This is a genomic window from Rhodoblastus sp. (assembly GCF_052145335.1).
In the GTDB taxonomy this organism is placed as follows: Bacteria; Pseudomonadota; Alphaproteobacteria; order Rhizobiales; family Beijerinckiaceae; genus Rhodoblastus.
This window is the reverse complement of record NZ_JBKQOU010000243.1, coordinates 1-8,224: the sequence shown is the minus strand read 5'-3', so window position 1 is coordinate 8,224 and position 8,224 is coordinate 1. Positions and strand designations below refer to the sequence as shown.

The following is an 8,224-nucleotide window of genomic DNA, read 5'->3' as shown; positions in this document are numbered from 1 at the left end:
AACGGTCGCTGAAGCCATAGATCGTGGTGTTGAACTGGTCGTTGGATCGCATGGTGATCAGATTGAAACGACCGGGCGCATCCTCGATGTCGCTCGCCATCATCACCGTGGGCGTGGTGAATTCAGCCTTGCCGCTCTGCGTCTTCCATTCGCGCTCATGCGCCGGATTGCCGCGGTAGAAACCGCCGGGCTGGAACATGCGCTGGGAAAAATCATGGAACTTGTCCGGATAAGTTTGCGCAATGAGTTCGCGCACCAAAGCATAATCGCCCGTCCATTCATCCCATCGCCAGGAGGGTCGCTCGGGCAGGGTCGCTTTCGCCATGCCCGCGACGATCGCCAGTTCCGAGCGAAGATGCTCGCTCGCCGGCGCGCGGCGGCCGATCGATCCGTGAATATGGGAGAAACTGTCCTCGATCGACACCGATTGCGGTCCGCTCGCCTGTTCATCGCTTTCCGAGCGCGCCAGACAGGGGAGAATATAGGCCGCGCGGCCGTGCACGAGATGACTGCGATTGAGCTTGGTCGAGATCATGACCGTGAGATCGAGATCGCGCCATGCGCTTTCGATCGCCTCGCGTTCGGGCACGGCGCGGAGAAGGTTGCCGCCGAGGCTGACGATCGCGCGCACTGACCCGTCCAGCACGCCTTCACACACCTCCACGATTGAACGGCCTTTTTCGCGCGGCGGCTCGAACGAAAACATCTCGCTGAGTTTGTCGAGCGGAGCGAGTTCCGGCTTTTCCGTGATGCCGACGGTGCGCTGTCCTTGCACGTTGGAATGTCCGCGCACGGGCGACACGCCGGCCCCCTGGCGGCCGATATTGCCGCGCAGTAGCAGGAGATTGACCAGCATGCCAATGTTCTGGCTTCCGTGGACATGTTGCGTCAGGCCCATGCCATAGACGCCTATGACGCGCTCCGCCGAAATATAGACGTCGCCGGCGGCTTCCAGATCGCCGCGGCTCAGGCCGGAACAGCGTTCGATCTCCGCCCAGTCGGTGTCCATCGCCTTCTGCCTGAATTCATCAAAACCCTGCGTGTGGTGCGCGATGAAGCCCTGGTCGAGCACGCCGGATTGGCCATGCGATCGTCTTTCTTCGTCGACTTGGAAAACCCTTTTGCAAAGGCCCATGAGCGCGGCGATGTCGCCGCCCGGGCGCACCTGCAGATACATGTGTGAAAGTTGGGTGGCCTGGCCGGTCAGCATTTCAACCGGGTTCTGCGGATTGATGAAACGGATCAGCCCGATTTCACGCACCGGATTGAAGACTACGATCTTGCAGCCGCGCCTCGCCGCGTCCTGGAGATTATGCAGGAACCGGGGGCTGTTTGTGCCGGGATTCTGGCCGAAATAGAAGATGGCGTCGCAATGGTCGAAATCCTCCATCACGCAGGAGCCGACCGGCGTCCCGATGGCTTGCTTGAGGGCGACCGACGTGGTCTCGTGGCACATGTTCGAACTGTCGGGCAGGTTGTTGTGTCCGTAGAACCGCGCGAACAGAGCATAGAGATAGGAGGTCTCCAGGCTTGCCTTGCCCGATGCGTAAAAGACCGAGGACTTCGGGTCGAGCGTCTTCAGGCGTTCGCCTATTTTTTCGAACGCTTCGTCCCACGCGCATTCGACATATTTGTCGGCGTCGGGATTATAGACCATCGGGTGGGTCAGCCGACCCTGCATTTCCAGATCGAAGTCGCTCCATTGCATCAGCTCGGAAACGGTGTGATCCGCGAAGAAGTCCGGAGTGCAACGGTCGCGCGTGAGTTCCCACAGCGTGGCCTTGGCGCCGTTCTCGCAGAATTCAAAGACATGGGGATGAGCAGGCTTGCCCCAGGCGCAGGATGTGCACATGTGGCCGCCCGCCTTGTTTTGCCGCGCCAGTGTTTCGAGCACGGCGGGGCTCGACATTTCGCGCGCGAACACTTCGCTGATGCCTTTGAGCGAACCCCAGCCCCCGGCGACTCCGTCATAGGACCGGGGCTCCGGCGGCTCAGTCCCCGTGACGTTTCGCTCGCTGGAACTCCTGGCCATCGCGTGATCCCCTTGTCCGTTGTCGCAGTAGCATGTCGCTTCGAGACGGCGACAAGCCGTCGTTTTATTTTTCCGTAGGGACGGAATTATTCGATGGCGATGAGTTGCCGTTGACGCCGTTCGTATTGGCCCCACCATAATTTCCAGCGGCCCCGCCGGTCGCCCCTGACATGCCGCCAGTCGTTCCGGCTCCTGCTCCGGCGGTTCCGCTTCCGGCTGCAGAACCCGCCGCGCCGCCTCCTGCTCCTCCAGCTCCTCCCGCGCCGCCGCCGCCACCGGCGGCCAGCGCCTGGATCGCGCCCGCTGTGAACAGGGCGGCCACGATAGCAGTGCGTTTGAAATTGAAGGTCATGATTGGTTCTTCCTATTGCTTTCAAAAGTCCAGCCGCGCCGATCGAGCGGTTTCGGCCAAGGGCCGAACGCCATCGGCTCAGCCGAGACGCGGATTGCCGTGATTATTTGCCGACGAACGGCGCCTCTGCATCGCCCGTGTAGCTGGCGAGGATTGCGGAAAGCGCGATAACCTCGAAACGCTCTTGTCGGTTCCGATATTATCGAAATTTAATAACCAAAATAAATCAAATAAATGTAAAGCTGCGAACTTACTCAAGCGAAGATCATGCAGATGGCAAGCTACAACTTATCATTGTGACGTGATCATCTGCCATTAATGTCGTGGCAAGGATTTAGTCTCTCGCCGGGACTTAAGCGCGTCCGGATCGAATGCGAATGCAGAATATTCACGCCGGTCCTTGCCGCACATCCCTTTGCCGCCACAGACCCAGGATCAGTCCGAACCCGAAGCTGAGAAGCAGAGCGGACAGAGGATCTCGACGAATGGCGACTTTGAGATCCTGCAGTTTGGCGTAACCGAGGTCGCGTGAGTTGGACGCGTTCGCGGCGACTATCGCTTTCAGTTCGTCTACGGACTTGCGCATCGCATCTATCGCTTCGGCCGCAAGGGCGTTGACGTCCTCGCGAACATCCTGCGCCCTGTCTTTGATCCGATCCAGATCCGGCTTGTCGTCCATTTCTTTTTCCTGCTGTTTTGCATTTTTGAAAAAACGCAGCGCGTCATCGGCAGTTCCACTCGGATCAAAGCCACGATCGACGATCAAGTTCGTCCCTTCGCCAGGGCGGCTATCGCTTCCTCGGCGGCGCGAACGCCACTGGCATAGGCCCCGTGGGCGGTCGAGAAATCGATCGTGCGGGTCGCTTCGCCGGCAAAGAACAGACGCTGTTCGAAAGGGCGAGCCAGATCGGCCCGCGCCGCCGCATGTCCGGGAAGCGCATAGCTGTAAGCGCCGCCGATATGGGTGGTCCGGCTCCAGCAGGTCGCAACCAGCGGACGCAGGAAGCGCCGGATGCCCGATCCAAACAGAGCGGCGAGTTGATCGGCCGCATGTTCAAATCCGGCGGCCGGGCCCGCCTCCAAAATCTTGCTGCCCTCGCCGCCAAAAAAACATTCGATCACCGGCCTGCCGAGCGGGCGGATGTAATAGGAGCCGGTGTGTGGATCGCGGGGATCGCCAAGCGCATGCGTTTCGGACTCAAACGGGCTGTCGCCGAGGATTTCCAGAAAGACTTTCTCGTTGCGGCCGAGCGGCAGTGAAGCGGCCGCGCGCCGCCACGCATCGAGACCTGGCGGAAGCTTGATGGCGTCCGCCGATAGCGCCGCGGTCGAGAGGGTGAGGATTGCGGTCCGCGCGCGAATCGAACCGTAGGGCGTCGCCATAACCAGGCCGGCGCGATCGAGTTCGATGGACGTGATCGGAGTCGAAAGGCGCAGGTCGATGGGGCGAGGGAGGCTTGCTGCGATCAGCGCGCCATATCCAGATGGCGCGCGCCAGTTGTTGTCCGTGGAAGCCTTGTCATAGGCGGCAAAGTCTTTGGCGGAGAAGCGGTCAGGCGCGGCGCCGCTGATGAAGCCGCACATCGCTGCGATGAAAGCGTTCCATGCGCCGCCGGGCTCCATGGCGTCGGCGGCGCAGTCGCTGCGCGGGGGCGACGACTGCAGATGTTCGGTCCAGTCGGCAAAAGCCTGGTGGGCCGCGGCCTGCTCGGCTTGCGTGAATCCGAGGTCGCGGTATTGCGAGCCCCAAGCCGGATCGCGCCGATCAATGGCGAATCCGGCCGCTTTCGCGAGGCGCGTCCATGGGTTCCTGTCGGCCGAATGCAGCCATTCGCAACCAAGATCAAGAGGCAGGCCGGCGATGTTGCAGGTCCAGGCCCTGCCGCCGATCCGCGTCGCCGCCTCGATCAGTTGGACGGACAGTCGGGTTCGCGCCAAACGTCGCGCCGCGGCGATTCCTGCGGCGCCGGCTCCGACGACCACGACGTCCATGCAAGCCGCCATTCCAAGTCTTCGGTCGAGAGGGGTTGGCTCACATCAAGCCAACGACGTCACATGGTCGACGGATAATCATATTTCGGCGCGGACTTCAGTTCGTCCTTGGTGACGTTCATTTCGGCGCGCCACTTTTTGTCGTTGGCGTTGTAGCTGAGGTTGATCGCAGAGGGGTTCACCGCGACATAACGCTCGCCGACGCCCAGGAAGCCGCCGACACCGAGGATATAAGCCTTGACGTTGTTGTTCTCGATGGCGACGTCCTTGATCGTGCCGATATCCTGGTTGGAGGAATTATAGACGTCGAGACCGATGGCTTTCGAACCCAATTCATCCTGCGACGGAACATTGGTGAATTTTCCAGTGCCGGAATTGGCCTGCTGTTCCCCCGCTGACGGATTGCCGGTATTGGCGCCGACCTCGGAGATTTCAGTGAGCGAATCTGGATCGATCATCATGACGACAGGATTGCCTGTTTTATCCTTGGCGCGCACGATGAAAGAATCCGGCGTGACTTTCACGTCGGTGAAGCCTGCCTTTTTGAGATCGTCGGCGATACGCGCGCGAACGCTGGCGTTGGTTTTAGCGTCGCCCTTGTCGCCGACGTTGGTTTTCGCGGCATTGGCGTTCTCGGCATTGGTATTGGCGTTTGTGGTCATGACGTCAGCTTGCGGCGATTTGTTCTGCTGCTCATGGGCGTTTTGAGCGAGCGCCGGCGCGACTGCAAAAAGCGCTGTCGCGGCGAGGCTTCCAAAGATGATTTTTCTCATCGACAGGTCTCCTTTTTTCGATCCTGTTCGCAGGACCGTTTGGCGAGACTACAAAAACCGGATGGCAGGAGCGAAGTTCCGGAAAGACGCGCTGAAATCATCCAACCGGCGGAACGAAGCGCGCGCGCGTCTGTTGTGGCGGCTGTGGCTTCATCCCTCGGTTCGTCCAGACATGAAATTTCCATCCCGCTCAACGCCAAAGGCGCAGGCCGTCCTTGCTGAGCGTCATGGCGCTGCCGGATCGGGGGCGCGACCGCATCGGGCGACGCAGCCGCAAAGAGTTCCGCCGTCGCGCGAGTCAGGGAGTGGGCGCATGGTCTCCGATCGTTTCGATACCGCCAGAGCAAATTCGCACATCGTCCCCAGAGGCTGGTCGTATTTCGCAGGTCGCGTCTACGGCAGATTCAACAAGGACCGTATCCAGGCGGTTTCGGCTGGCGTGGCCTTTTATGGCATCCTGGCGATCTTTCCGGCCATTGCGGCGCTGGTCGCGATTTACAGCCTGGCCGCGAACCCAGGCGTCATCGACCAGCACGTCAATGATCTTCATGGCGTGCTTCCCGACGGGGCGCTCGAGATCATCGGCGGGCAGGTCAAGCGGCTCGCGCAAAATGGCGGCGGCGCCCTGGGCTTCACCGCCGCGATCAGTTTGTTGCTGTCGCTGTGGAGCGCCAACAGCGGCGTCAAGGCCGTGTTCGATGCGCTCAACATCGCCTATGAAGCGGACGAGAAGCGAAGTTTTTTTCAACTCAATCTGCAATCGCTTGGCTTCACTTTGGGCGCGCTGCTGTTCATGGCGCTGGCGCTGACCGGCATTGTCGTCATGCCGATCTTACTCCAGTTCCTCGGTCTCGATGAGAAGGCCTGGTATATTGCTCTTTTGCGCTGGCCGGCTCTGCTGCTGATCGTGATGGTCAGCCTTGCGGCGCTCTATCGTTTTGGGCCAAGCCGCGAAAAACCGGAATGGCGCTGGGTGACCTGGGGCAGCGCTGTCGCCGCCTTGCTATGGCTCGCGGTGTCGGGGCTGTTCTCCTGGTATGTGGCGAATTTCGGCAGCTACAACGCTACCTACGGCTCGCTGGGCGCCGTCATCGGTTTCATGACCTGGATGTGGATTTCGGCCATGGTGGTGCTGCTCGGCGCGGAGCTCGACGCGGAATTGGAGCGCGCCCATTCCGCTCGGGACAATAACGCGCGGACCGGTTCGCCGCGGCGGAAGAACAGTGATGGACCATCATGAATTTCGCCTTGCCCTGGTCCTCGCGGCGCTTGCCGTCCCGGTCGACACGGCGTGGCCCGAAAGGCCGGAGCTCGTGCGCCCAAGCGAAGGCGGAATCAATCCGGCATAGCTCTTGCCGCCGCGGCGATATTGCTTTGCGCAGGCGGTTACTGAGCATCGGTGAATAAGGGCCCGATCGCGTGGTCCAGTTGGAACCCGTCGGCGACGGAAGGGTTTTTGCCGAAACGCGAAAACACGAAGGACGCAGCGCCGCAAATCCGCCCCTCCAGGTCGTGACATCATGAGCGCGCCTGCTGGCGCGGCGCCTTGGACCAATCGCCCGACGTGCAGATCGGTCCGGGCATGTCGGTCGTGCCCAGCGTCAAGGTGCGTTGAGCATGGCTGGCAAAGGCGAGAGCGGGGGTTCCGAGTATAGCGGGAGCAACCCCTACCTGATCGCGGTCCTCGTCTCGGTGGCGACGTTCATGGAGGTGCTCGACACGACGATCGCCAATGTCGCCCTGCGCTATATTTCCGGGGGCCTCGCGGTTGGCCCGGACGAGGCCGCGTGGGTGGTCACGACCTATCTCGTCGCCAACGCCATCGTCTTGTGCGCGTCAAGCTGGCTGGTCGAAATTTTCGGACGGAAGAATTTCTTCATGGCCTGCACGGCCCTTTTCACTGTCAGTTCCGCTTGCTGCGGCTTTGCCTGGAGTCTTCAGGCGCTGCTGATCTTTCGTCTGTTCCAGGGGGTTGCCGGCGGGGGCATGACGCCGGTGGCGCAATCCATTCTCGCGGCGGCGTTTCCGCCGGATCAACGGTCGCGCGGTTTCGCGATTTATGGCGTCGCCGTCGTGCTGGCGCCGGCGATCGGCCCGACGCTTGGCGGCTGGCTCAGCGACAATTGGTCCTGGCGCTGGTGTTTTTTGATCAATGTGCCCGTCGGGCTCGGTTCGTTCGCAGCGGTCGCGGCGTTTCTGCCGTCATCGCCCGAGAGAAGGAAGCAGCGTCAGGAGATGTGGAAATCTAGCCGGATCAGGTTCGATCTTGTCGGTTTCATCCTCGTCGCGTTGTTCCTGGGCGGCCTCGAACTGGTCCTGGACCGGGGCCAGGAATACGACTGGTTCGGTTCGACCTTCATTGTGGTTTCGGCGTGGGTGTCGGGTTTGGGACTGGCGTTTTTCGTGCCTTGGGAGATGACGCGCAAGGATCCGCTCATCGACTTGCGCCTGCTGTTCAGCCGGCAGTTTGGAACCTGTTTCCTGATCATGCTATGCATGGGCGCCGTACTCATTGCGACGACCCAGTTTCTGCCGCAACTGTTGCAGGAGGATTTTGGCTATAAGGCGACCGTGGCCGGTCTTGCGCTATCGCCCGGCGGCATCGTGACGATGTGTGTTTTCGCGCTGATCGGCGGATTCGGTTTCGTCGAGCCGAAATACGCCATTGCCATCGGCGGCTGCATCGTCGCATCGGCGATGTACGACCTGACGCGGCTTTATGGCGACCTGAACTTCGGCTTTTTCGCATGGTCGCGCGTCTATCTCGGCATAGGTCTGCCGCTGGTGTTCAATTTCGTCACCACCGCCTCCTATACCGGCCTCAAGCCGGGTCAAACCGACCAGGCTTCCTCGCTGATCAATGTCGCCCGCAATCTCGGCGGATCCATCGGCGTGTCGATGGCGCAGACGATCCTCGCCCGGCGCGAGCAGTTTCACCAGGAACGGCTGGTCGAACATGTCGGAAGCTGGAGCCTCGCCTATAACCAGACGTTGAAGCAGGTCCAGAACTATTTCCAGGCCCAGCCATTCGCCGGCGCCGCGCGCAGCGCCACCGCGTGGATCGGGCGGCAGGTT

At 61.1% G+C, this 8,224-nt stretch carries 6 protein-coding genes; 2 read left to right on the top strand and 4 right to left on the bottom strand.

The window, feature by feature from the left end; genetic code table 11:
- From ACLP2E_RS15550 to ACLP2E_RS15535, 4 genes are all read right to left on the bottom strand, one after another.
- Positions 1-2,032 (bottom strand): FdhF/YdeP family oxidoreductase (locus tag ACLP2E_RS15550; protein ID WP_442466460.1); only part of this gene is annotated, 2,032 nt, incomplete at its 3' end.
- Positions 2,033-2,772: 740 nt separating this feature from the next.
- Complete coding sequence (locus ACLP2E_RS15545; RefSeq protein WP_442466459.1) at positions 2,773-3,150, bottom strand: hypothetical protein; 378 nt, start codon at positions 3,148-3,150, stop codon at positions 2,773-2,775.
- On the bottom strand, positions 3,147-4,376 hold the full coding sequence (locus tag ACLP2E_RS15540; RefSeq protein ID WP_442466458.1) for a flavin monoamine oxidase family protein: 1,230 nt from the start codon (positions 4,374-4,376) through the stop codon (positions 3,147-3,149). Before ACLP2E_RS15540 ends, ACLP2E_RS15545 begins: the two co-directional genes overlap by 4 nt.
- 59 nt (positions 4,377-4,435) lie before the next feature.
- Entirely contained in the window at positions 4,436-5,149 is a 714-nt protein-coding gene (locus tag ACLP2E_RS15535; RefSeq protein WP_442466457.1) for a PRC-barrel domain-containing protein, read from the bottom strand.
- A 313-nt stretch (positions 5,150-5,462) separates the two neighbouring features.
- Between ACLP2E_RS15535 and ACLP2E_RS15530 the strand changes: the two genes are divergently transcribed.
- Positions 5,463-6,389 (top strand): YihY/virulence factor BrkB family protein, encoded by a 927-nt coding sequence (locus ACLP2E_RS15530; protein ID WP_442466456.1) that lies wholly within the window; start codon positions 5,463-5,465, stop codon positions 6,387-6,389.
- Positions 6,390-6,766: 377 nt separating this feature from the next.
- Positions 6,767-8,224, top strand: a 1,458-nt coding sequence (locus tag ACLP2E_RS15525) for a DHA2 family efflux MFS transporter permease subunit (RefSeq protein ID WP_442466455.1), incomplete at its 3' end; no start/stop codon positions are given.

Coding starts and splice junctions, on each gene's coding strand:
- ACLP2E_RS15530 (WP_442466456.1), top strand. CDS start 5,463: ATGGTCTCCGATCGTTTCGATACCGCCAGAGCAAATTCGCACATCGTC.
- ACLP2E_RS15540 (WP_442466458.1), bottom strand. CDS start 4,376: ATGGACGTCGTGGTCGTCGGAGCCGGCGCCGCAGGAATCGCCGCGGCG.
- ACLP2E_RS15535 (WP_442466457.1), bottom strand. CDS start 5,149: ATGAGAAAAATCATCTTTGGAAGCCTCGCCGCGACAGCGCTTTTTGCA.